This is a genomic window from Paraglaciecola sp., from assembly GCF_039943935.1.
Classification (GTDB): Bacteria; Pseudomonadota; Gammaproteobacteria; order Enterobacterales; family Alteromonadaceae; genus Paraglaciecola.
On record NZ_JBDUZQ010000020.1, the window covers coordinates 183242 to 206332 of the forward strand.

Here is a 23091-nt window from a genome sequence, read left to right on the forward strand (position 1 = left end):
ACACTGTGTAATTTCTATTGTGAAATTCTATATAAAAAAGTCATAGACTACAAATCGAGCGAATAGAGGTCGCCGATTAAACAAGTTAAATAACAATGTAAGACAAAAAGGTTAAAGAAGATGAATATACCCCAGCAGAAAACTAGTTTGATAAACGAACGGTTTTACAACTTCATCAACGAAGAAGTATTGCCTCTTCACAATTTAACCCCGGCCACCTTTTGGGAAGATTTAAGCCAGCTGGTAAAAGACTTGGCTCCAGTCAATCGTCAGTTGTTGGTTACTCGAGAATCGATGCAGCAGAGAATTGACCAATGGCATGCGAGTCGAAGAGAGGTGAAATTTGATGCAAATGAATACCAAGGTTTTTTGCGAGAAATTGGTTATATAGTCGAGGAGGGGGATGACTTTAGCATTACCACCACTAACGTAGACGCCGAAATTTCAACAATGGCTGGCCCTCAATTAGTAGTTCCTGCTAAAAATGCACGATTTGCTTTAAATGCAGCCAATGCCAGATGGGGCAGTTTGTACGATGCATTATATGGTACCGATATTATTTCTAAGTCTAATGGCCTTAAGCCAGGTAAAAATCACAATGGAGCAAGAGGCCGCCGCGCTATTTCGATGGCCAGAGACTTTCTCGACAATACCTTTCCATTAGCCAATGGTTCACACCATGATGTTGTTAGTTATGTTGTTTACTATCAGCACCTATTGGCGTTTTTTCCTGACGGTAGTGAGAGTGGTTTAACGCAGACTTGTCAATTTGTTGCACTGACTGGGCACAAATCCGATCCTGAATCAATTTTGCTTAAAAATCATGGTTTACATGTAGAGATACAATTTAATCGAAACGGCAAGAATGGAGCCCATGACCTTGCCAACGTAGATGATATTTTAATTGAGTCTGCCCTTAGCACTATTATTGATTGTGAGGACTCAGTAGCTGCCGTAGACGCAGAAGACAAAGTTGAAGTCTATCGAAACTGGTTAGGGCTCATGCAAGGCACGCTTCAAGCTGCGTTCAAAAAAAATGGCGAAACGGTTACTCGCTGCATGAATAAAGACCATATTTACACCTCTCTAGAGGGTGAAGAATATCGTGTTCATGGCCGTTCACTCTTGATGGTGCGTAACGTTGGGCATTTGATGGAAAGTGATTTATTAGAAGATCACTTAGGAAATTTTGTACCTGAAGGCATTATGGATGCGGTTGTCACTTCTTTGATTGGTGCCATTGATTTAACTCGCGATAAAGGTATTCGTAATAGCCGCACTGGCAGTATTTATATTGTGAAACCCAAAATGCACGGACCAGAAGAAGTCGCTTTTAGTTGTGAGTTGTTTCGCAGAGTTGAACAGATGTTAGGCCTTAATGAGCACACAATCAAGATTGGCATAATGGATGAAGAACGTCGTACTACTTTGAATCTTAAAGAGTGTATTCGCGCAGCAAAAGATCGTGTTGTATTCATTAATACTGGGTTTTTAGACCGGACCGGTGACGAAATTCATACCAGTATGCAAGCCGGCGCTTTTTTACCAAAAGAACAAATCAAAACCCAAGCTTGGATTCAAGCTTATGAAAGTCGCAATGTGCAAATTGGGTTGCAATGTGGTTTGTCGGGCAAAGCGCAAATCGGTAAAGGCATGTGGGCCATGCCAGATGAAATGCAAAAAATGATGGAAACCAAGATTGCTCACCCAAAATCAGGAGCAAACACTGCTTGGGTACCTTCACCTACAGCCGCCACTTTACATGCGTTGCACTATCACCAAGTTAACGTATTTGCCGAGCAACAAAAAATTCAACAGCAAAAAGTAGAGGGCCTTGAGGACTTGCTTAGTATTCCTTTAATGGATAAAGACGCTTCTTTATCTGAAGAACAAATATCAGCTGAAATTAAAAACAATGTTCAAGGCATTTTAGGATATGTGGTTCGCTGGATTGACGCCGGTGTAGGTTGTTCGAAAGTACCTGATATCAATAACATTGGTTTGATGGAAGACCGAGCAACGTTACGTATTTCGAGCCAACATATTGCTAATTGGTTAGCCCATGACATTTGTACCCAGACTCAAGTAGAAGCTGTGATGCAACAAATGGCTAAAGTGGTAGATCAGCAAAACATCCGCACTGTTGGATACCAACCAATGTCGCCAGATACTGCTTCAAGCCAAGCGTTTAAGGCTGCGCATGATCTTATTTTTAAAGGGCTTGAGCAGCCTAGTGGGTATACCGAACCTTTACTTCATATGCATCGTGTTATAGCGAAGCAACTAGTTAACTAAATTTTTAAATATTTTCTTTTATCAACTTGGCTTAGGCCACTAAACATTAGCGAGACAACCTTATGAATACTTATAAAACAGAAACCCAACATGCAAATAAAACTATTCGTCAACAAGGTAGTACTTGGAATAGTATTGATCCTGAAAATATTGCAAGAATGCGTTTGCAAAACCGTTTTAGAACCGGCTTAGACATTGCCAGTTTCACAGCTAAGATAATGCGTGAAGACATGGATAGGTATGATAAAGACCCCGTTAATTACACTCAGTCTTTAGGATGTTGGCATGGGTTCATTGGCCAACAAAAAATGATTTCTATTAAAAAGCACTTTGGTAGTACACGTAGCCGTTACTTGTATTTGTCTGGTTGGATGGTGGCTGCCATGCGCTCTGAGTTTGGCCCTCTACCCGACCAATCTATGCACGAAAAAACGTCAGTACCTAGCTTGATTGAAGAGTTATATACCTTCTTAAAACAAGCCGATGCAAGAGAGTTACAGCATTTATATGTTGAACTTGATGCTGCGACAGGATCTGGCGACCAGTTAAAAATAAAGGCGACTCAAAATAAAATCGATAACTTCGAAACCCATGTTGTACCAATCATTGCAGACATAGATGCAGGCTTTGGTAACGAAGAAGCCACCTATCTGTTGGCAAAGAAAATGATCGAAGCAGGAGCATGTTGTATTCAAATCGAAAACCAAGTGTCGGATGCTAAACAATGCGGGCATCAAGACGGCAAAGTGACGGTACCCCACGAAGATTTCTTAGCCAAAATTAATGCGGTACGTTATGCCTTTATGGAGCTAGGTGTTGAGGATGGTGTGATAGTTGCGCGTACCGATTCATTGGGTGCGGGCTTAACTCAAAAGATTCCTGTGTCGCAATATCCAGGGGACCTTGCTGAGCAATACAACGCGTATATTGATGGCGAGAAGGTAATCTCTATATCTGAATTAAACTCCGGTGATATGGCGCTTAAAATAGGCGAAAAACTAATTAAACCAACCCGTTTAGCTAATGGTTTAGTTCGCTTTAAACCAGATACAGGTGAAGATAGAGTGGTGTTAGATTGTATTACCTCTTTGCAAAATGGGGCTGACTTACTTTGGATAGAAACTGAAAAACCCCATATTGGACAAATAGCCGACATGGTTAATCGTATTCGAGAAGTGGTGCCAAATGCTAAGTTGGTTTACAACAATAGCCCATCATTCAATTGGACCTTAAACTTCCGTCAACAAGTGTTTGATGCTTGGCAAATAGATGGTAAAGATTTAAGTGATTACAACAGAGAGCAGTTGATGTCGCAGCAATACGATGATACTGATTTAGCGGCAGAAGCTGATGAGAAAATTCGCTGCTTCCAAAAAGATGCGGCGCAACAGGCTGGTATTTTCCATCACTTAATAACTTTACCTACCTACCATACAGCAGCCTTGTCTACTGATAATCTAACCAAAGACTATTTTGGAGAACAAGGGATGCTAGGTTATGTATCTGAAGTGCAAAGAAAAGAAATACGCCAAGGGTTAGCCTGCGTAAAACATCAAGATATGTCAGGATCTAATATGGGAGATGAACACAAAGAATACTTCTCTGGCAGCCAAGCCTTAAAAGCATCAGGTGAGTCTAATACAATGAATCAATTTAGCTAATTTACCTACCCTACAAGCAAAAGGCTGCGGATAACGCGGCTTTTTTTTGAACCTTTGTTACATGTCACCTTTAGTCTTTAAAATAGCTTCTCGATTCACACTTCGACATACTCTCCATTGCTAATTCCATCAATTGTCCAGTTGCCAATTGAATAGCGAACAAGACGTAAAGTAGGGAAGCCAATATGAGCAGTCATGCGCCTTACTTGCCGGTTACGACCTTCTGAAATAGTAATTGATAACCAGCTAGTGGGTTTATTTTTTCTAAAGCGGACGGGGGGGGTGCGTGGCCATAATACGGGCTCTTCAATCAACTCCACTTTAGCTGGGCGAGTTTTCCCGTCTTTCAATTCGACTCCAATACGCAACTTTTCTAGGTCAACGTATTCCGGAACTCCTTCAACTTGAACCCAGTAGGTTTTAGTGGTTTTGTGTTTAGGAGAGGCGAGAATATTCTGTAACTTACCATCGTTAGTTAATACTAATAATCCCTCACTGTCTTTGTCCAACCTGCCCGCAGCATAAATATTGGGTATTGGAATAAAATTTTTTAGAGTTTGCCTACCTTCTTGATCGGTAAATTGAGTCAGTACATTAAAAGGTTTATTAAATAAAACAACACGTTTTCGGGCATTAGCTGAACTACTTTTTTGTTTGTATATTTTAGATTGGGAGGTGAATTGTTTATTTGACATACAATATTGGGATAAATTGCTGTGAGCAAGGTCGCTTTTGGCTAAAATATGGGGTAAGTGTGATTTACAGAATATATTATGCAAGCAAAACTTGTACTTAATTCATTAATCCATATATCATTTAGCGCGGTTTTAACCAGACATTTTTTTAACTTCGGTATAAAACACCAATCTGCTATGTCACAACGCCGTGACTTTGGACGCCCTAGAGCGTTCAAAATTCGGATTGTCTGTGCTTTGCCAAAAACAAGAGGCTTATAATGACGAATTCCAAGTCAAAGATTATCTACACTAAAACAGACGAAGCGCCAGCACTGGCTACCTATTCATTGTTACCCATTATAAGAAGCTTTGCTTCTAGTGCTGATGTAGACGTTGAACTAAGCGATATTTCTTTAGCTGCACGTATTCTAGCGAACCTTGAAGCCTACTTACCTGCTGAGCAGAAAGTTCCTGATGCATTAAGTGAATTAGGTGCACTTACGCAAGATTCATCTACAAATATTATTAAATTACCTAATATCAGTGCATCTATTCCTCAGTTAGTAGCTGCAATTAAAGAGCTTCAATCAAAAGGTTTTGCTATACCTGACTTTCCTGAAGCGCCAAAAACAGATGAAGAGAAAGATATTAAGGCTTGCTACAGCAAAGTTTTAGGTAGTGCTGTTAACCCAGTATTACGTGAAGGGAACTCTGATAGACGTGCACCTGCAGCCGTTAAAAACTATGTGAAGAATAATCCACACTCAATGGGGGCCTGGAGTAAAGACTCTAAAAGCCATGTTGCGTATATGACGTCTGGCTGTTTTTACACTTCTGAAAAGTCAGTGACTGTTGCCAAGGCAGGACATGCATCGATTGAATTGACTGACAAGTCTGGTAATACCACTGTATTGAAAGAGAAAGTGCCACTTTTAGCTAGCGAAGTAATTGACTCAAGCTTTATGAGTAAAAAAGCACTATGTGAGTTTTTCGAAAAAGAAATTAAAGATGCAAAAGAGTCAGGTGTGTTGTTTTCATTACATATGAAAGCCACAATGATGAAAGTGTCTGATCCCATTATTTTTGGTCATTGCGTTAAAGTATTTTTTGCCGACGTATTTGAAAAATACGCTGACTTGTTTGCTGAAATCGGTGTTGATACTAAGAATGGTTTAGGTAGTGTATACGATAAAATATCTTCATTACCTGCTGATCAAAAAGCTGAAATCGAAGCTGCAATAGAAGCGTGTTATGCCAAACGCCCAGATATGGCTATGGTAAATTCTGACAAAGGTATTACCAACTTACACGTGCCAAGTGATGTTATTGTTGATGCTTCAATGCCCGCAATGATCCGTGGCTCTGGTCACATGTGGGGGCCTGATGGAAAAGCCGGTGACGCTAAAGCGACTATTCCTGATGCTACATATGCCACTATTTATCAAGAAACTATTGATTTCTGTAAAGAAAATGGTGCCTTTGATCCAACGACAATGGGGACTGTCCCAAATGTTGGTCTAATGGCACAAAAAGCAGAAGAGTATGGCTCTCATGATAAAACATTTGAAATTCCAGCTGACGGCACCGTGAAAGTGATTGATCAAGATGGCACCGTGTTAATGCAACATGATGTTGAAGAAGGTGATATCTGGAGAATGGCTCAAGCTAAAGATGCGCCTATTCGTGATTGGGTTAAACTTGCTGTTACGCGCGCTCGTCAGTCTGCAACGCCAGCTATTTTCTGGTTAGATGAAAACCGAGCACACGATGCTCAGTTAATTGCTAAAGTTAATGAGTACCTTAAAGATCATGATACTGAAGGTTTAGATATTTCAATTCTTGAGCCAGTTAAAGCTATCAGAATTTCGATGGAGCGGGCAGCGAAAGGCTTAGATACTATATCGGTAACAGGTAATGTATTACGTGATTATTTAACTGATTTATTCCCGATTTTAGAATTAGGAACCAGTGCAAAAATGCTTTCAATCGTGCCATTAATGGCTGGAGGCGGTTTATTTGAAACTGGTGCTGGTGGTTCTGCTCCTAAACATGTTCAACAATTTGTTGAAGAAGGGCATTTACGTTGGGATTCTCTAGGTGAGTTTTTAGCATTGGCTGTGTCTTTAGAAGATTTAGCTATAAAAACTGATAATAGCAAAGCAAAAGTATTAGCTGTTGCATTAGATAAAGCTACAGAGACCCTGCTGACTAACGGTAAATCTCCATTGCGTAAAGCTGGGCAGCTAGATAACCGTGGCAGCCATTTCTATCTGGCTCTTTATTGGGCAAAAGAATTAGCTGCTCAATCAGAAGAACCAACAATTGCTGAAAAATTCACTGCTTTGTATAAAAAGTTGTCTGAAAACGAAAGTAAAATTGTTGCTGAAATCAATGAAACTCAAGGTGGTGCAACCGATATTGGTGGCTACTACTACCCAGATGATGCCTTGGCAGCTAAGGCAATGTGCCCAAGTGCTACATTAAATGCTGTGCTTGCATAGGCTTTTAAATACGCTTTATTTTCCATAAAGCGTATCTTTTTGAATATACAAAAAAGCAGACTTAAGTCTGCTTTTTATTATGAGTGATTCGTCAAGCTGTTACAACTCGGTGATCATCTATCGTTCTGGCTCTCCACTGAAATCTATGTTTTCAGCATGTAAACCTTTGGGTCCTTGTTGTAACTCGTACTTAACTTCTTGTCCTGCTTTTAAAGAGCGGTAACCTTCCATTTGTATCGTCGAGTAATGAGCGAAAATATCTTCTCCGCCATCATCAGGTACAATAAAGCCAAACCCTTTTGCATTGTTGAACCATTTTACTTTGCCGACTGCCATGCTTCTGCTTCCTTAATTCCCTTGAACTAATACCACTTTGACCCCACACTTACTATGAGGGGGGGAGACGTGTTAACTACTCAATACAACCGCCCAATTAAAATGTAGGTTTTTTATGCTGTTTTTGTCAAGTTGAATTTTTGACTTTAGGTGATGAAAGTATGCTTAAGCCAAGGCTTTTTGCTAAACATTGAGATTTAATCTGTAATTTTTGGACAAAATAATTAAGTTATGAGTAAAGATAATACTGTTGATATAGAACGCCAAAAAAGCAAGGATGCACAAAGAAAAAAGGCGGTTCCACCACCCATGTACAAAGTAATTCTTAATAATGATGACTACACACCAATGGACTTTGTAGTTGATGTGTTGATGCGCTTTTTTAACCTAGAAGGAGAAAAGGCACAACAAATAATGTTAACAGTACACTATCAAGGTAAGGCTGTTTGTGGCATATATACAGCTGAGATAGCTGAAACTAAAGTAATGCAGGTCAGTAGGTACGCCAAAGAAAATCAACATCCATTAATGTGTACTATGGAACAAGCATAATGGTGACGTTAACAAACCTATATTATACGCTAGCAGTCAGAGGGCATTCTTATGTTAAATAAAGATTTAGAACAGACGCTAAACGATGCGTTTATTTTTGCTAGAGAGCATCGTCATGAGTTTATGACGGTAGAACATCTATTACTTGCCTTATTAGATAATAGTGCCGCTAAAGAGGCCTTAAAGGCATGCGGTGCTGATATTGAAGCGATTAAGCAAGAATTAACAGACTTTGTTAAAGATACGACTCCGCTATTACTAGATGAACAGGGTAATGAACGAGAAACTCAGCCGACGTTAGGGTTTCAACGTGTTCTTCAAAGAGCTGTTTTTCATGTTCAGTCTTCGGGTAAAGAAGAAGTGACAGGTGCAAATGTATTAGTAGCTATATTTAGTGAACAAGAATCACAAGCTGTCTATATATTGAAAAAATCGGATGTGACACGTTTAGATGTGGTTAATTTTATATCTCATGGTGTGTCTAAGGTAGATGATGAAACTACTTCTGCTGGCGAAACCGAAAATGAATCAGAGCAAGAAGAGTCAACATCTACACTCGATAAGTATTCTACAAATCTTAATATTAGTGCTAAAGAAGGTAAAATTGATCCTCTTATTGGCCGCGATAAAGAAGTAGAAAGAAGTATTCAAGTATTATGTCGCCGCCGTAAGAATAATCCATTATTAGTGGGTGAAGCGGGAGTCGGAAAAACGGCCATCGCTGAAGGTTTGGCTTATCGTATTGTTAACAATGATGTACCAGAAGTCATTGCAGATGCAACTGTACACTCTTTGGATATGGGAGCATTGTTAGCAGGTACAAAGTATCGAGGCGATTTTGAAAAGCGCCTCAAAGGGATTTTGAAGGAGTTATCAGAAAAACCTGATGCCATCCTATTTATTGATGAGATTCACACCATCATAGGTGCTGGAGCTGCGTCTGGTGGGGTTATGGATGCGTCTAACCTACTTAAACCAAAATTAAGCAGTGGCGAACTGCGATGTATCGGTTCTACAACCTATCAAGAGTACCAAGGTATTTTTGAAAAGGACCGGGCATTGGCTCGTCGATTCCAAAAAGTAGATGTGGTTGAGCCAACTGTTGGCGATACGACCAAAATACTGATGGGATTGAAGTCTCGGTATGAAGAACATCATAGCGTTCGCTTTACCCACAAAGCTATTCGAGCCGCAGCTGAATTGTCGGCTAAATATATTAATGAACGCCATTTACCAGATAAAGCCATAGATGTGATTGATGAAGCTGGGGCAAGCCAACGCTTATTACCAGCATCAAAACGTAAGAAAACAATTGGAGTAACTGACATTGAACAGATTATTTCAAAAATTGCGCGCATCCCAGAAAAATCAGTTTCTGCATCAGATAAAGAAGTATTACAGAATCTAGATCGAGATCTTAAATTAGTAGTATTTGGTCAAGATGAAGCAATAGTGACCTTAACTGATGCAATACGTTTATCACGTTCTGGATTAGGAAATGAAACTAAGCCAATTGGTAACTTTTTGTTTGCTGGACCAACAGGTGTCGGGAAAACCGAAGTATCTGCACAGCTAGCTAAGATTATGGGAGTTGAGCTGGTTCGCTTTGATATGTCCGAGTATATGGAACGCCATGCCATAAGTCGCTTGATTGGCGCGCCTCCAGGTTATGTTGGGTTCGATCAAGGTGGCTTACTGACAGACGCTGTAATTAAGCAACCTTACTCAGTGGTATTGCTTGATGAAATTGAGAAAGCACATAGCGATATTTACAACATTCTATTGCAAGTAATGGATCATGGAACATTGACAGATAACAATGGTCGTAAAGTTGACTTTAGAAATGTTGTTTTGATCATGACTACGAATGCTGGTGTTCAAGAGACTATTCGTAATTCTATTGGATTTAAGCAGCAAGATCATAGTCATGATGCTATGTCTGAGATCAAAAAATTGTTTACTCCAGAATTTAGAAATAGGCTTGATGCAACCGTATGGTTCAATCACTTAGATAAAGAAGTGATCCTTCAGGTGGTTGATAAATTTATCGTTGAATTACAAGTTCAGTTGGACAATAAAGGGGTATCACTCGAAGTCACTAATCAAGCACGTGAATGGTTAGCTGAGCAGGGGTATGACAAAAATATGGGCGCCCGCCCGATGGGGCGTGTCATCCAACAGAAGGTGAAAAAAGAATTAGCTAATGAGTTATTATTTGGCAAATTAATCCAAGGCGGCAGTGTTAAGATTGATCTTAAAAATGATGAGTTAAGCTTTGAGTTTTTTTCTGACAGTAAAGAAAAGCCTGAAGTCCTTAATTCCTAATATTTTATTGGGATGACAGGATTAAGGCATAAAAAAACCGGTATCGTAAGATATCGGTTTTTTTGTGTCTCTTTATATAGCTTTTGGGAGTTATAAAAAAGCTATTTTATCCTTTTATCTGGCACGATAGATGATACGACCTTTGCTTAGGTCATATGGGGTCATTTCGACTGTAACTTTGTCACCAGTCAAAATTCGAATATAGTTTTTACGCATCTTGCCAGATATATGCGCAGTCACCACGTGACCATTCTCTAGTTCAACTCGAAACATAGTATTTGGAAGGGTATCCAACACAGTGCCTTCCATTTCAATACAATCTTCTTTCGCCATCTAACTATGCTACCTCTAATCAATAAAATAAGTGTCAAAAAATGCCGCGCAGATTTTGCCCAATAAGCTGGTCAGTGTAAAGCTTTACACTGAACTATTTTGCAAATAGATGCCATTTATCTTCAAAAAAACGTTCATTGGGTAGAAAATTCTGTTTATAGCGCATTTTTTGACAGCTATCGATCTGATAACCCAAGTACAAAAACTCTTTATTCATAGATCTTGCTATTTCAATTTGTTTTAATATTGCGAAGGTGCCCAATGAGCGTTTTTCTTCGCCAGGCTTAAAATAGGTATACATGGCAGATAGTGACGTTAATAGATTGTCGGTAATGGCCACCGCAATTAATTCATGTTGATCATGAAACTCTATAAATAAAGTTTCTCCCCAAGGGCTGGGTACAAATCCCTGATATTGCTCTTGACTCGGGGGAAACATGCCGCCATCTGCATGACGTTGGTTTATGTAAGAAGCAAACAAATCATAATACTCTGGTTTGTCTTGTGCACTTATTTCTACTCGAATATCTTGATTACGCTTAGATATTCTTTTTTGACTTTTTGAAAACTCAAATATAGCCACAGGTAAACGAATAGGTACGCAAGCTTTACACTTATCACAATGAGGGCGATACACCTGTCCGCCACTGCGCCTAAAGCCCATTCCAATGAGGTAGTCGTATTGTTGCCGTGTTGTTGGAGAGTCTGACACTAAAACTAATATTTGTTCTTTTTCTTCTGGCAAATAGCTACATTGGCTCGGTTGAGTAATGCCAAACTTCATAGACATGTATTACTCTTAATGCAACGGGGGGTCCAAAGGCTTGGATCCAAATGTTCATTACTTTCTTTTTGTAATAGTTTTAGAAACTCATCTCTTGGTACTTCAATACACCCAAGACTTTCTAAATGTGGATTTTGCATTTGGCAGTCTATAAAGCTGCAGTTATATTCTTTAAGTAGTGTTACAAGATTCATAAAGGCTAACTTAGACGCATTCGTTACACGATGAAACATAGACTCCCCGCAAAATACTTTACCCACTATTACCCCATATAACCCGCCAACTAATTGCTTTTGTTGGTCCCACACTTCAATTGAGTGCGCATGACCTCTAATGTGGAGATGTTTGTAGGCATCTATCATATGTTTGGTTATCCACGTGCCTGAATCGTTTCTTGTGATACTAGCGCATGCTTCTATGACGTTATTGAAATTTTTATTAATCGTAACAGCATAACCGCATTTTCGAGAAAACTTACCCAAGCTTTTACTACACTTAAAATCAGAGATTGGTAATATTCCTCTGGGGTTGGGTGACCACCACATTATAGGCTCACCTTGACTAAACCAGGGAAATATACCTTGCGAGTATGCAAGCAGTAATCGTTTTTCCGTAAGGTCTCCTCCAAAAGCTAACAAGCCGTTAGGGTCTTCCAGTGCATAGTTAGTATCAGGGAATTGTAAAGTCTGGTTTAATCTTGTCAGCGATAGCATTTTGTAAAGTTTTAGCTCCAATTAAAAAAGGCCTCGAATGAGGCCTTAAGATAGCGCTTAATATAAGATTATTCTATCGAGTCTAAGAATTTTTCAGCATCTAACGCAGCCATACAGCCTGTTCCTGCAGAAGTGATGGCTTGACGATAAATATGATCACTTACATCACCTGCAGCAAAAACACCTTCGACACTAGTTTGAGTTGCATTGCCCTCAGTACCGCTTTGGACTTTGATGTAGCCATCTTTCATTTCAAGCTCACCTTCAAAAATAGCGGTGTTTGGTTGGTGCCCAATGGCTATAAATAATCCCATTACGTCAACTTCTTCGGTTGCATCTGACTGTGTATCCTTGATGCGTACACCTGTCACCCCCATTTCGTCGCCCAAAACTTCATCTAGCTGTCTATTTAAATGCAATACTACGTTACCGTTTTTGGCTTTTTCCAATAAACGGTCTTCAAGAATTTTTTCACTACGGAAAGAGTCTCGTCTATGAATCACATGTACTTCTGACGCTATATTAGACAAATATAAAGCCTCTTCTACTGCAGTATTACCACCACCTACGACAGCAACTTTTTGGTTGCGATAAAAGAACCCATCACATGTTGCACATGCTGATACTCCTTTACCCATAAAAGCTGTTTCTGATTCCATGCCCAAATATTTTGCAGAAGCGCCAGTACAAATTATTAAAGAGTCACAAGTGTAAGTACCTTGATCGCCAGTTAGTGTAAATGGTCTTTTAGATAAATCTGTGTTGTTAATGTGATCAAAAATAATTTCAGTATCAAATTTCTCAGCATGCTTTTGCATACGTACCATCAAATCTGGTCCGGTTAGGCCTTCAGGGTCTCCGGGCCAGTTTTCTACTTCTGTTGTGGTCGTAAGTTGCCCACCTTGTTGAATGCCTGTTAATAGTACAGGATTTAAGTTGGCTCGTGCTGCATAGACAGCAGCAGAATAGCCTGCAGGCCCTGAACCTAAAATTAATAATTTAACGTGTCGTGCTTCAGACATTTTACTCTCCACAAATTTGTCGAATATTTCTAATCGGTAACCAATATATTGTTTGGTGATAGACATGAGGGCATGTCTTTTACTTTCAATGACAAGTTAACAACAATTTATTATTGTACCGTCATTTTTAATAATCATTATGCCATTGTATATAACTTGAATGTGTTAGCAGAATGTATATTTAGTAGTTAAACTAAATAATCGATTTCAAAAGGAGCAAAAGCTTGGCTCATACAATTACATCCATGCTCAAAGATGGCCAGCAATACATGCAAACTTGGCCCATGCAAAAACAACTGTATGCTATGTTTCCTGAGTCAAGAGTCATTGCTGCTACTAAACTTTCCATAACTGTTATGCCAGCTTTAGCTGTGTTAACTGTTGCAATATTATTGAATGTTCAAGGCTATGAAAAGTTGCCTCAAGCATTGGCGTTAGGCGCTTTTTTTATGTCTTTACCGATGCAAGGGTTATTTTGGTTAGGTCACCGTTCTAATCAACCTTTACCTCCATCATTAAATAACTGGTATTTAGATATTCATCAAAAAATGCAACAACAAGGTTGTGCACTCCAAAGCCCTAAGTCGAAACCACAGTATAAAGAGCTAGCAAGATTATTAAAAACTGCTTTTGATGAATTAGATAAAACCTTTATGAAACGCTGGTTTTAAAGTGTTTATTTCATATATTTGAGAGCTTCTTTACAGCGTCTGCATATATAGTTTTGTGTACCTCTTATTACTTTGTTATGACGTCTTATGCTTAACTCCACGGGACCACACTGGCATTGATATAGAAATGTTTTGCCTTTGACTTTACTAACATCCATTTGGTGGCGTGTATTAGGTTTTAGTTTGAACACATCAGTCATAATAGCTTGCCATTCTTTACCATGAGGCTTAACTCGACCAAACAATATAAAGGTTAGTAAGTGAGAAACTTCATGAGGAACTACCTCGTTTATAAAGGTGTCCAAGTTATCCTTCAATAACACAGGATTAAAGCGCAATTCATTAGTTTGAAGCCTAGCACAGCCAGCAATTTTCCCCCTTTGATTATAGTGAATAGTCGGACGCTCAAAAGAGCATTCAAAATAGTTTGTAGCGGTTAAGTAGCATTGTTCGACCTGCTCATTTACTAACCTAGCCATCTGATGTGTTTGTAAACTCAAAATAAATAATAATTTAATGTGTTTTTTGAAAATTAATTATCAAATATTTTCCATTAATTACCTAACATTTTTAGCACCAAAGGTATTTATATCCTTATCGCTGAAATTATCTCTTTATTTTGAATTGTGTTAATCATGCTATATCGAATATTTACTGTTGCATAACCGCTCTAAATCCGTACAATACGGCGGCCTTTTATCTGACTCATAATGGTTAGGTAAAAAGGTAAATAAGTTAACGTTAACGCTACAACGAGTTTGAGGCATATATGGTTACTATTCGTTTACAGCGTGGTGGCGCTAAAAAGCGTCCATTTTATCAAGTAGTGGTTGCAGACAGTCGTCGTTCACGCGATGGTCGTTTTATTGAAAACATTGGTTTTTTCAATCCAACAGCACAGGGCAGAGAAGAGCGTTTACGCTTAGATCTTGATCGTGTTGATCATTGGGTTGGAGTAGGCGCAGGCTTATCAGACCGTGTTGCACGCTTGGTAAAAGATGCACAAAAAGCAGCTGCTTAATTGCAGTTGCAAAAAAGGGTGTAAGAAATGAGTCATGCGTCTGATACGTCAGTAGACACATTAGTGATTGGCAAAATCGGTGCACCGTATGGTGTCAAAGGTTGGGTCAAAATTACGTCTTATACCCATGATTTAGAAGGCATATTTGCTTACACTCCTTGGCTATTGGGTCAAGTGCAAGAAGGCAAAGAGTATGTCGTAGACCAGTGGCGAACCCACAATAAAGGTTTAGTTGCCAAACTAGTTGGGGTAGAAAACCGAGATGATGCCGAAAGTATCAAAAATCTCGAGATTTCTATTAAAGCAGCAATGCTACCTCAATTAGATGACAACGATGTTTATTGGCGTGAGTTAGTCGGCATGCAAGTTGTTACCGATAAAGGTTATAACTTAGGTGTTATTAAAGAGTTATTCGAAACCGGCGCTAATGACGTTATGTTAGTCAAAGCTAATTTGAATGACGCTTTTGGTCAAAAAGAACGCATGGTCCCTTATTTGATTGAGCAAGTGATCAAACAAGTGGATCGGCAGGCGAAAACGGTCACAGTTGATTGGGATCCTGCATTTTAATGCAAGTACCGAGTCGTTGGTTTGGCGTAATAAGTTTGTTTCCCGAAATGTTTCAAACTTTTACCCAACAGGGAGTGGTAGGGCGAGCCGTTAAGAACGGATTGTTGGAAGTAGAGTGTTTTAATCCAAGAGACTTTACACACGACAAACATCGCACTGTTGACGACCGACCATATGGCGGCGGGCCCGGTATGCTGATGATGGTTCAGCCATTAACAGACGCTATTTTGGCAGCTAAACAAGCTGCTAAAAGAAATACTAAAGTGATTTACCTTTCTCCCCAAGGGAAAAAGCTAGATCAAGCTGGAGTGAAGCAGCTTTCTGAAAATGAAAGCATAATTCTAGTTGCTGGTCGATATGAAGGTATCGATGAACGGGTAATACAAACACAAGTTGACGAGGAATGGTCAATTGGTGATTACGTGTTAAGTGGCGGTGAATTACCAGCGATGATCTTAATGGATGCAGTATCAAGGTTTGTACCCGGTGTATTGGGCCATGCACAATCTGCTGAGCAAGACTCTTTTAGTCAAGGCTTGTTGGATTGTCCGCACTATACTCGGCCAGAAAGCTTGAACGGTGAGCTGGTTCCTAAGGTGTTATTAAGTGGCGATCACGAAAAAATCAGGCAGTGGCGCTTACAACAGTCGTTAGGTAGAACCTGGCAACGACGCCCTGAATTATTAAACGATCTAGCTCTGACTGAGGAGCAGCAAAAGTTGTTAGATTTATATCTACAGAGTTTGCCGCAGCATGATGACAGTTAATCTAGTATGAGAGGATATGATGACTAAAGTAAATCAAGATATCATCAAGAAAATTGAAGAAGCGCAGCTAAAAACTGACGTTCCAGCATTTGGTGCTGGTGACACAGTGGTTGTGCAAGTACGCGTTAAAGAAGGCGAAAAAGAACGTCTTCAGGCTTACGAAGGCGTTGTAATCGCTAAGCGTAACCGTGGCCTACACTCTGCTTTTACAGTTCGTAAGATTTCTAACGGCGAAGGTGTTGAGCGTATATTCCAAACACACAGCCCGGCAATCAGTTCTATTGAAGTGAAACGTCGTGGTGCTGTTCGTCGCGCTAAACTTTACTACTTGCGTGAACGCTCTGGTCGTTCTGCACGTATTAAAGAGAAGCTAGGTTAATTTAATTTTTGCGTTACCGTTAACTTATAAGAAAACCCGCCTTCTGGCGGGTTTTTGCTTTTTAATAAGGTTACTAATCTTAAAGGTCTCACTTTGCCCCATAATCGAAACTTACATAAAAATGGTTACCCTATGGCACAACTTGTTGAGTCCTACCCAAGACTGAAGAAGTTTATAAAGAACAAAAATGATGGTGTGCAGACCATTCAGTTTTCAGACCCTGATGCAGTAAAGGCCTTAAATGCCGCTTTACTGGCTTATTATTACCAAATACAAAACTGGGATATTCCAACAGGTTATTTATGTCCACCCATACCAGGTAGAGCTGATTACATCCATCACATCGCAGATTTACTTGCAGAAGAGCATGCCAATAAAGTACCGACCGGTAAGGCCGTTCGAGGACTGGATATAGGGACAGGTGCAAATTTAATTTATCCTATAATAGGCGTTTCAGAGTACGGTTGGCAATGGGTTGCTACGGATGTTGATGCATTATCAATCAAAAATGCAAGGTCAATTATTCATTCAAACTCTTCCTTAATAAGCCAAATAGAGGTACGTAAACAATTTAACGCATCAAATATTTTTACTGGAATTGTTCAAGCTGGTGAGCACTACGCGTTTTGTATGTGTAATCCTCCTTTTCATAAAAGCGCAGCAGAAGCGGCTAAAGGGTCTGCACGTAAAAATTATAATTTAAACAAGCATAGCAATAAACGTGGCTCATCTTTATCACAAAAAACAATGTCTCAGCAGTTGAATTTTGCTGGGCAATCAAATGAGTTGTGGTGTGATGGCGGAGAGTTAAAGTTTATTCAAAGTATGATTAAACAGAGTGCTGACTTTAAAACTCAAATAGAGTGGTTTACTTGTTTAGTATCGAAAAAAGACCATCTAAACAAAATTAAGTTAAATTTAAAAAAAGCATCTATTACTGATAGTAAGGTGATAAATATGTCACAAGGTCAAAAAATTAGTCGCTTTATTGCGTGGCGATTTTGAGCAAGCTAAAGGAAGTACATAATGGCTGAGTTAACCGAAAAGCAAAAAATGTTATTGGGTGTTGAATATTTTCCAAGTAATAAAGATTTACAGAAGGAAAGGGCGTTTGCGAAACGTATATGTCACCAATTTAATCACCATGATATAGATGATCGAAAAGCTAGCCGTAAGTTAATTAAACAATTGTTTGGCCTTTGTGAAGGAGCTTGGATAGAACCCACGTTTTTTTGTGATTACGGCTATAACATCACAACCGGAAGAAATTTTTATGCTAATCATGGTTTAGTGATCCTCGATGCTGCGCCTGTAGAAATAGGTGATGATGTCATGATTGGCCCCGGTGTTCTTATCTCAACCTCTACTCACCCTCTCGATCCTGATAAACGTAAAAAAGGGATTGAAGTTGCTCTGCCTATTACGATAGGAAACAATGTGTGGATAGGTATGGGAGTGAAAATCCTAGAAGGCGTGAATATAGGAGATAACGCTGTAATTGCCGCTGGCGCACTTGTAAATAAAAATGTTGCTGCAAATACCTTAGTTGGCGGTGTGCCAGCAAAGCTTATGCAAAAGCTATAAATATCTAATAAATGATTGAAAAGCGGCCATATTTCAGTGTGTAACGAATTAAAGCTTGTTGTTGGTTTCATTAACTGTTAAAAAGTCAATAAATCAAGTTAAAATAAAATACCTTGCAGTGTAAAGATAAGTGTACATTATCTTTGTTAACAATTAACCGGGTTTGAGGTGTTACTTGAATACCCAATTCCCACTGATATTTGAAAGAGCATAGCCATGTTAAGAGACAGTATAAACAACATAAACGTATCTTCTGAAGAGGTATTGGTTACTCCACAAGCTTTAAAAAATGAGCTTCCTGTGAGTCAATCCGCCCTAGAGGTGATTCAGTCTTCTAGAAAAGTAATTAGCAATATCTTGCATAGAGAAGATCATCGGTTTTTGGTTATCTGTGGACCTTGCTCAATCCATGATATTGACGCGGCTAAAGAATATGCATTGAAATTAAAAGAGTTGCACGAAAGTTGTAAAGATACACTTTACATTGTAATGAGAGTCTATTTTGAAAAACCCAGAACAACCGTAGGTTGGAAAGGATTAATTAATGACCCGCATATCAACGGAACCTTTGACATCGAAGCTGGGCTTCGTAAAGCTCGAGAACTTTTAATTTGGTTAGCAGAGCTAGAGCTTCCTGTCGCGACAGAAGCGCTAGACCCTATCAGTCCACAATACCTAGCGGAGTTATTTAGTTGGTCTGCGATTGGGGCGCGTACATCTGAATCACAAACCCATAGAGAAATGGCAAGTGGTTTATCAATGCCTGTTGGTTTTAAAAATGGTACTGATGGCAGTTTAGGGATTGCAATAAACGCGTTGCAATCAGCCGCATCAGGACATAGTTTCATGGGAATTAATGGTGATGGTCAAGTGAGTGTGATAACCACTCAAGGTAACCCTGATGGACATGTTATTTTGAGAGGTGGTAAGCAACCTAACTACGATTCAGTGTGTGTGGCCGATTGTGAAAAAGAACTTGCGGATGCGAATCTTGATGCTGCTCTTGTGGTTGACTGTAGTCATGCAAATTCAAGTAAAGATTTTAAGCGCCAACCTTTAGTGGCTGAAAATGTAGTCAATCAAATTCTGGAAGGTAACCGCTCCATTTTAGGAATAATGCTTGAAAGTCATTTAAATCATGGCAACCAAAGCAGTAATGGTAAAACCCCTAAAGAATTGGATTATGGTGTTTCAATAACTGATGGTTGTATTAATTGGTCCACTACTGAAGAATTAATTAACCACATGCGAGATAAATTGATTACAGTACTACCTATGCGTTTAAATAAAGCGAATAATACTTAGTAGGACATGTATGCCAGAGTTACCAAACGAGTTAGATGGATTAAGTGAGAGTATAGAAGTAATAGATAAACAAATCGTTGAGCTGTTGGCTCAACGAGCTGAGTTAACGACAAAAGTTGGGGAGTACAAAAGTAAATCTGGTTCCCCAATTTATGTTGCAGAAGCAGAGGCTAGCATCATCACTAGCCGCAAAAGTGAAGCGAAAAGGCAAGGTGTATCTCCCGTTTTAATCGAAGACTTAATGCGTCGGATCATGCGAGAGTCTTATCATACAAAAAGTACAGAATTTTTATGTACTAACCCCGATATCAAAAAAATCGTTGTAGTTGGTGGAGCTGGCGCTTTAGGAAGAATATTTGTAGATTTATTTAAACGAAGTGGTTACCAAGTTGAGGTATTGGAAGAGGGTGACTGGGCGCAAAGTGAAAGTATTTTTGAGGGCGCTGGTTTAGTGCTAGTCGCAGTTCCAATTAAACTCACAGAGATTATCATTTCCCGCTTAACTCAACTCCCTAGAACCTGCATTTTAGCCGATGTTACCAGTACTAAACAAAAGCCATTGACGGCTATGATGAAAGCTCATCAGGGGCCTGTGGTTGGCTTGCATCCCATGTTTGGCCCAGATGTACCGAGTCTAGTTAAACAAGTCGTAGTAGTATGTCATGGCAGAGAAACAGAGCAATATGAATGGTTATTGCAACAAATTAGAAATTGGGGGGGGATATTACAGCAATGTGATGCAAAGGAGCATGATGATGCCATGGTTTTTATACAAGTTATGCGACACTTTTGTAGTTTTGTATTTGGCTCCCACTTGGCTGGAGAAAATCCAGACTTACAACAATTAATTTCTTTGAGCTCTCCAATTTATAGACTAGAGTTAGGAATGGTTGGTCGATTATTTGCTCAAGCTCCAGCTTTATATGCCGATATTATTTTTGACAATAAAGATAGTGTTGCCATGTTGACTGAATTTAGTGTGAAATTTAATCAAGCATTAGCTTTGGTAGAGAATAGTGACAAAGAAAAGTTCATTCAACAATTTACTAAAGTAAGTGCTTGGTTTGGTGATTATGCAAAACAAAGCCTGGTTGATAGCAAGCAGTTTTTATTAAAAGCCGATGATGACCGTACTTTAAGTGAAGAGCGTTAGCACTTGATGTGACCTATTAACTAATTAAATTATTTGTGGTATTTACGTTTTAATTAACACATACACAAGGAGAGACTGAATGTCTTTAAAAATGCGACTATTGTTGGCGACAGTATCATTAGTACTATTTTCCATTATTCTAATGGGGACGGTGTCTCTTAAAATTTCAGTTAATGAAGCCAATATTGCATTAACTGATGCCATTAAAAATCGGTTAACGTCACAGAACGTTCAAACACGTGAAGCTCTAGATGAGTATTTTGACTTTATTACGTCACAGGTTAGAGCCAAATCATTTGATAAAACCATAGCAGAAGTTGCCGTTGGTTTTATTTCATCATATAACGAATATACCGACCAAAGGCGAAAACTGAACGCGATAGAGGTCGAGCAGCTTCAGCGTTATTATACAGAAGATTTTGCTCAACAATACAATGCTAGTAATGCTTCTCCTATCAATAATGCAGATAGCTTAATAGGTACCTTAAACGACAATGCGTTGGCGTTACAATATGACTTTATCGCTGCATCACCTCATCCTCTTGGTGAAAAAGATAGCCTAGCTAGCGTTTCGAATACCTCTTCTTACGCTCAGTTGCATGCAGACGTGCATCCTGAGATACGACACTTTTTACAGGAATTTGGTTACTATGATATTTTTATTGCTGATATCGATACTGGTAATATTGTTTACAGTGTATTTAAAGAAATTGATTATGCGACGAGCTTAAAGAGTGGGCCATATGCGGCAACAGGAATAGGAAAAGTATTTGCGAAGGCTATGGCTGCAAGCGATGAAGACGAAGTGTTTTATAGTGAATTTAGTAGCTATAAGCCATCTTATGAAGCCCTAGCAGGGTTTGTGGCATCTCCCATTTATTCAAATGGTAAGCCGGTTGCTGTTTTGATTTTCCAAATGCCTATGGATAAAATCAATGGTGTGTTAACTCATCATGAAAAGTGGAGTAAAAATGGGTTCGGAAAAACAGGTGAAACCTACTTACTAAATCGCAGCAGCAATATGATGAGTGAAAGCCGATCATTTTTAGAAGATAAAGTCCACTACATTGAAAAAGTTCAGAAAAGCTATCCAAACATAGCAAAACAAATAAAAGCAAAAGACACGGTAATTGGTATTCAACCGGCAGACTCAGATGGTGCTCGCAAAGCCTTAAGCGGTGAGAGTGGATTTGACCGAATGATTGACTATCACGATGTTGAAGTGTTTTCTTATTATGCACCAGTTAAAATAGGTGATATTGATTATGCAATATTGGCTGAAGTAGAAGTTAGTGAGGCATTAGCTTCTGCTGAAATTGTAAAAAGCCACCTTATCACTTTCACGTTCATTATAAGTGCTGTTTTGTTAATTATTTCTATTCTAATTATACTTTGGTTTTCTGCTGTGTTAGTTCGACCTTTGAGAGAGCTTGGTAGTACTTGTGAAGAGTTGTCTGCGGGAGAAGGGGATTTAACTATTCAGCTTAAGGCTTCAGGCATTCCTGAAGTTGATAGAATATCTGACGGATTTAATACGTTTGTCAGACAAATCAGAGACATCATTGCACAGATTAAAGTTGATGCAGATAGTCTTTCTTCTGCATCTCAACAGTTAACGGTTATAACTTCAGAAAGTTCAGAACAAACACAACGTCAGCGAGACCAAACTCATATGGTTTCAACTGCTATGAAGCAGCTTAGCCAAGCGGTTTCAGACGTAAGTAAGTCGACACTGAAAACAAGTCAACAAAGTATCGATGCGCAGAGCAGCTTGCATGAAAACATGGAAAGAGCAGACTTAGCTGCTGACAATATTAAATTGCTGGTGCAGTTAATTGACGATTCTAGCTCTGTTATTTTCAACTTAAAAGATGAAGTTAATCAGATAACAACTGTCTTAAATGTAATTACAAGTATCGCTGACCAAACTAACTTATTGGCTTTAAATGCAGCTATTGAAGCTGCCCGTGCTGGGGAGGCTGGACGCGGATTTTCAGTAGTTGCTGATGAAGTGAGGGCATTGGCGACACGCTCTCGAGAAAGCACCATCGAAATATCCAATTTGGTTGAAGTTATGAATCAGTCTGCTAACAAATCAGTAAATTCAATGGAGCGAGCAACTGAAGCTGCGAGTGGCGGTATACATTTAGTTGATTTGGTAACTGTAGCGTTGGATGAGTTGTCAGAAAACCTTAAGCAAGTTTTGGAGTTAACAGATACAGTTGCCAGTGCAACAGAAGAGCAGTCTCAAGCTTCTGCTTCGGTAGTTCAAAGTGTTGATAGTATTAGTGAATTAGCGAAAGATGTAGAGTCAGGCTCAGAACAGACAAGTGATGCTGCGCAAAGCTTGGCGAAGGTCGCTGAGCAGACTAGAGATTTGGTATCTAGATTTAAAGTGTAAGCTTATTTTGAAAAAAAAGCCTGATGATTTGTAATCATCAG

At 39.2% G+C, this 23091-nt stretch carries 22 protein-coding genes; 15 read left to right on the forward strand and 7 right to left on the reverse strand.

Annotated features, from left to right (window positions below; translation table 11 throughout):
- Positions 1-120: 120 nt before the first annotated feature.
- A complete protein-coding gene (locus tag ABJD71_RS11305; RefSeq protein ID WP_348168994.1) occupies positions 121-2295 on the forward strand; it encodes a malate synthase G in 2175 nt (724 codons plus the stop codon).
- A 62-nt stretch (positions 2296-2357) separates the two neighbouring features.
- On the forward strand, positions 2358-3956 hold the full coding sequence (locus ABJD71_RS11310; RefSeq protein ID WP_348168997.1) for an isocitrate lyase: 1599 nt from the start codon (positions 2358-2360) through the stop codon (positions 3954-3956).
- 95 nt (positions 3957-4051) lie between these two features.
- Here the strand turns inward: ABJD71_RS11310 and ABJD71_RS11315 are convergent, their stop codons facing one another.
- Entirely contained in the window at positions 4052-4651 is a 600-nt protein-coding gene (locus ABJD71_RS11315) for a pseudouridine synthase (RefSeq protein WP_348169000.1), read from the reverse strand.
- Between the two features lie 260 nt (positions 4652-4911).
- Between ABJD71_RS11315 and ABJD71_RS11320 the strand changes: the two genes are divergently transcribed.
- Positions 4912-7134 (forward strand): NADP-dependent isocitrate dehydrogenase, encoded by a 2223-nt coding sequence (locus tag ABJD71_RS11320; RefSeq protein WP_348169003.1) that lies wholly within the window; start codon positions 4912-4914, stop codon positions 7132-7134.
- A gap of 117 nt (positions 7135-7251) precedes the next feature.
- Here ABJD71_RS11320 and cspD read toward each other — a convergent pair whose 3' ends face one another.
- Entirely contained in the window at positions 7252-7470 is a 219-nt protein-coding gene (cspD, locus tag ABJD71_RS11325) for a cold shock domain-containing protein CspD (RefSeq protein WP_348169006.1), read from the reverse strand.
- A gap of 231 nt (positions 7471-7701) precedes the next feature.
- Here cspD and clpS point away from each other — a divergent pair, with 231 nt between their 5' ends.
- Both clpS and clpA read left to right on the forward strand, forming a co-directional pair.
- A complete protein-coding gene (gene clpS, locus ABJD71_RS11330) occupies positions 7702-8022 on the forward strand; it encodes an ATP-dependent Clp protease adapter ClpS (RefSeq protein ID WP_348169009.1) in 321 nt (106 codons plus the stop codon).
- Between the two features lie 51 nt (positions 8023-8073).
- Positions 8074-10347, forward strand: a complete 2274-nt coding sequence (clpA, locus tag ABJD71_RS11335; RefSeq protein WP_348169012.1) for an ATP-dependent Clp protease ATP-binding subunit ClpA — start codon at positions 8074-8076, stop codon at positions 10345-10347.
- Between the two features lie 114 nt (positions 10348-10461).
- Here the strand turns inward: clpA and infA are convergent, their stop codons facing one another.
- The 4 genes from infA to trxB form a co-directional block, all read right to left on the reverse strand.
- The gene (gene infA, locus ABJD71_RS11340; protein WP_006010397.1) at positions 10462-10680 is read right to left on the reverse strand and encodes a translation initiation factor IF-1; all 219 of its coding nucleotides are present in this window, start codon (positions 10678-10680) and stop codon (positions 10462-10464) included.
- 94 nt (positions 10681-10774) lie between these two features.
- On the reverse strand, positions 10775-11464 hold the full coding sequence (locus tag ABJD71_RS11345; RefSeq protein ID WP_348169363.1) for an arginyltransferase: 690 nt from the start codon (positions 11462-11464) through the stop codon (positions 10775-10777).
- Entirely contained in the window at positions 11461-12177 is a 717-nt protein-coding gene (gene aat, locus ABJD71_RS11350; RefSeq protein ID WP_348169366.1) for a leucyl/phenylalanyl-tRNA--protein transferase, read from the reverse strand. Before aat ends, ABJD71_RS11345 begins: the two co-directional genes overlap by 4 nt.
- 68 nt (positions 12178-12245) lie before the next feature.
- Positions 12246-13199 carry a thioredoxin-disulfide reductase gene (gene trxB, locus ABJD71_RS11355; protein ID WP_348169369.1) on the reverse strand — a complete coding sequence of 318 codons (954 nt, stop codon included), beginning with the start codon at positions 13197-13199 and terminating at the stop codon, positions 12246-12248.
- A 224-nt stretch (positions 13200-13423) separates the two neighbouring features.
- Between trxB and yfbV the strand changes: the two genes are divergently transcribed.
- A complete protein-coding gene (gene yfbV / locus ABJD71_RS11360; protein ID WP_348169015.1) occupies positions 13424-13870 on the forward strand; it encodes a terminus macrodomain insulation protein YfbV in 447 nt (148 codons plus the stop codon).
- 5 nt (positions 13871-13875) lie between these two features.
- Here yfbV and ABJD71_RS11365 read toward each other — a convergent pair whose 3' ends face one another.
- Positions 13876-14349, reverse strand: coding sequence for a SprT family zinc-dependent metalloprotease (locus ABJD71_RS11365; protein WP_348169018.1), 474 nt, complete (start codon positions 14347-14349; stop codon positions 13876-13878).
- A gap of 290 nt (positions 14350-14639) precedes the next feature.
- Here ABJD71_RS11365 and rpsP point away from each other — a divergent pair, with 290 nt between their 5' ends.
- The 9 genes from rpsP to ABJD71_RS11410 all read left to right on the forward strand — a co-directional run bounded on the left by rpsP (position 14640) and on the right by ABJD71_RS11410 (position 23050).
- Entirely contained in the window at positions 14640-14891 is a 252-nt protein-coding gene (rpsP, locus tag ABJD71_RS11370) for a 30S ribosomal protein S16 (RefSeq protein WP_133470301.1), read from the forward strand.
- A gap of 27 nt (positions 14892-14918) precedes the next feature.
- Positions 14919-15461 carry a ribosome maturation factor RimM gene (gene rimM, locus ABJD71_RS11375; protein ID WP_348169021.1) on the forward strand — a complete coding sequence of 181 codons (543 nt, stop codon included), beginning with the start codon at positions 14919-14921 and terminating at the stop codon, positions 15459-15461.
- Complete coding sequence (gene trmD / locus ABJD71_RS11380; RefSeq protein ID WP_348169024.1) at positions 15461-16228, forward strand: tRNA (guanosine(37)-N1)-methyltransferase TrmD; 768 nt, start codon at positions 15461-15463, stop codon at positions 16226-16228. Before rimM ends, trmD begins: the two co-directional genes overlap by 1 nt.
- Positions 16229-16247: 19 nt before the next feature.
- Positions 16248-16607 (forward strand): 50S ribosomal protein L19, encoded by a 360-nt coding sequence (gene rplS, locus ABJD71_RS11385; RefSeq protein WP_133470472.1) that lies wholly within the window; start codon positions 16248-16250, stop codon positions 16605-16607.
- Positions 16608-16700: 93 nt separating this feature from the next.
- Positions 16701-17612 carry a 23S rRNA (adenine(1618)-N(6))-methyltransferase RlmF gene (rlmF, locus tag ABJD71_RS11390; protein WP_348169027.1) on the forward strand — a complete coding sequence of 304 codons (912 nt, stop codon included), beginning with the start codon at positions 16701-16703 and terminating at the stop codon, positions 17610-17612.
- Between the two features lie 21 nt (positions 17613-17633).
- Positions 17634-18191 (forward strand): sugar O-acetyltransferase, encoded by a 558-nt coding sequence (locus ABJD71_RS11395; protein WP_348169030.1) that lies wholly within the window; start codon positions 17634-17636, stop codon positions 18189-18191.
- Between the two features lie 216 nt (positions 18192-18407).
- Positions 18408-19496 carry a 3-deoxy-7-phosphoheptulonate synthase gene (locus ABJD71_RS11400; RefSeq protein WP_348169033.1) on the forward strand — a complete coding sequence of 363 codons (1089 nt, stop codon included), beginning with the start codon at positions 18408-18410 and terminating at the stop codon, positions 19494-19496.
- A 10-nt stretch (positions 19497-19506) separates the two neighbouring features.
- Positions 19507-20649, forward strand: a complete 1143-nt coding sequence (tyrA, locus tag ABJD71_RS11405) for a bifunctional chorismate mutase/prephenate dehydrogenase (protein WP_348169036.1) — start codon at positions 19507-19509, stop codon at positions 20647-20649.
- Between the two features lie 79 nt (positions 20650-20728).
- Positions 20729-23050 (forward strand): methyl-accepting chemotaxis protein, encoded by a 2322-nt coding sequence (locus ABJD71_RS11410; protein ID WP_348169039.1) that lies wholly within the window; start codon positions 20729-20731, stop codon positions 23048-23050.
- Positions 23051-23091 lie beyond the last annotated feature (41 nt).

Coding starts and splice junctions, on each gene's coding strand:
- ABJD71_RS11305 (WP_348168994.1), top strand. CDS start 121: ATGAATATACCCCAGCAGAAAACTAGTTTGATAAACGAACGGTTTTAC.
- ABJD71_RS11310 (WP_348168997.1), top strand. CDS start 2,358: ATGAATACTTATAAAACAGAAACCCAACATGCAAATAAAACTATTCGT.
- ABJD71_RS11315 (WP_348169000.1), bottom strand. CDS start 4,651: ATGTCAAATAAACAATTCACCTCCCAATCTAAAATATACAAACAAAAA.
- ABJD71_RS11320 (WP_348169003.1), top strand. CDS start 4,912: ATGACGAATTCCAAGTCAAAGATTATCTACACTAAAACAGACGAAGCG.
- cspD (WP_348169006.1), bottom strand. CDS start 7,470: ATGGCAGTCGGCAAAGTAAAATGGTTCAACAATGCAAAAGGGTTTGGC.
- clpS (WP_348169009.1), top strand. CDS start 7,702: ATGAGTAAAGATAATACTGTTGATATAGAACGCCAAAAAAGCAAGGAT.
- clpA (WP_348169012.1), top strand. CDS start 8,074: ATGTTAAATAAAGATTTAGAACAGACGCTAAACGATGCGTTTATTTTT.
- infA (WP_006010397.1), bottom strand. CDS start 10,680: ATGGCGAAAGAAGATTGTATTGAAATGGAAGGCACTGTGTTGGATACC.
- ABJD71_RS11345 (WP_348169363.1), bottom strand. CDS start 11,464: ATGAAGTTTGGCATTACTCAACCGAGCCAATGTAGCTATTTGCCAGAA.
- aat (WP_348169366.1), bottom strand. CDS start 12,177: ATGCTATCGCTGACAAGATTAAACCAGACTTTACAATTCCCTGATACT.
- trxB (WP_348169369.1), bottom strand. CDS start 13,199: ATGTCTGAAGCACGACACGTTAAATTATTAATTTTAGGTTCAGGGCCT.
- ABJD71_RS11365 (WP_348169018.1), bottom strand. CDS start 14,349: ATGGCTAGGTTAGTAAATGAGCAGGTCGAACAATGCTACTTAACCGCT.
- rpsP (WP_133470301.1), top strand. CDS start 14,640: ATGGTTACTATTCGTTTACAGCGTGGTGGCGCTAAAAAGCGTCCATTT.
- rimM (WP_348169021.1), top strand. CDS start 14,919: ATGAGTCATGCGTCTGATACGTCAGTAGACACATTAGTGATTGGCAAA.
- trmD (WP_348169024.1), top strand. CDS start 15,461: ATGCAAGTACCGAGTCGTTGGTTTGGCGTAATAAGTTTGTTTCCCGAA.
- rplS (WP_133470472.1), top strand. CDS start 16,248: ATGACTAAAGTAAATCAAGATATCATCAAGAAAATTGAAGAAGCGCAG.
- ABJD71_RS11395 (WP_348169030.1), top strand. CDS start 17,634: ATGGCTGAGTTAACCGAAAAGCAAAAAATGTTATTGGGTGTTGAATAT.
- ABJD71_RS11400 (WP_348169033.1), top strand. CDS start 18,408: ATGTTAAGAGACAGTATAAACAACATAAACGTATCTTCTGAAGAGGTA.
- tyrA (WP_348169036.1), top strand. CDS start 19,507: ATGCCAGAGTTACCAAACGAGTTAGATGGATTAAGTGAGAGTATAGAA.
- ABJD71_RS11410 (WP_348169039.1), top strand. CDS start 20,729: ATGTCTTTAAAAATGCGACTATTGTTGGCGACAGTATCATTAGTACTA.